The following is a 659-nucleotide window of genomic DNA, read 5'->3' on the forward strand; positions in this document are numbered from 1 at the left end:
GAGGCCCGGCGGATCAGGGTCTCCCCCTCCGGACCCCCGGTCAGGGCCACGACGACCCGCTCCCGGGCCTCCCAGGTGTCCGAGATGCCCTGCGAGGAACGGTAACTCTCAAGCTCGTCGTCCACCTTGTCGGCCAGCCACAGCAGCGCCAGCTCGCGCAGCGCGGTCAGGTTGCCGACCCGGAAATAGTTGCCCAGAGCCGCGTCGATCTTCTCCGCCCCATAGATGTTGCCGTGGGCCATCCGGCGCCGGATCGCCTCCGGAGCCATGTCGACCAGCTCGATCGTGTCGGCCCGGCGCACCACCTCATCGGGCACGCTCTCGCGCTGCGGCACCCCCGTGATCTGCCGGACGATGTCGTTGATCGACTCCAGGTGCTGGATGTTGACCGTCGTCAGCACCGTCAGGCCGGCATCGAGCAACTCCTCGATGTCCTGCCAGCGCTTGGTGTTACGCGAGCCGGGCACATTGGTGTGCGCCAGCTCGTCCACCAGCACCACCTCGGGAGCCCGCGCGATCACCGCGTCCACATCCATCTCGGTGAACGTGGCACCCCGGTAGGACACCACCCGCCGCGGGAGCACCTCGAGGTCTCCGATCATCGCCTCGGTCGCCTCCCGGCCGTGAGTCTCGACATACCCGACGACCACGTCGGTGCC

The 659-nt window shown here is 68.4% G+C and carries 1 protein-coding gene; it reads right to left on the bottom strand.

Features of this window, described 5'->3' with window-relative positions; all coding sequences use genetic code 11:
- A partial coding sequence (locus QSK05_RS36000; RefSeq protein ID WP_502879888.1) for a histidine kinase occupies window positions 1-659 on the bottom strand: 659 nt, incomplete at both ends.

Source organism: Kineosporia sp. NBRC 101731 (genome assembly GCF_030269305.1).
GTDB lineage: Bacteria > Actinomycetota > Actinomycetes > Actinomycetales > Kineosporiaceae > Kineosporia.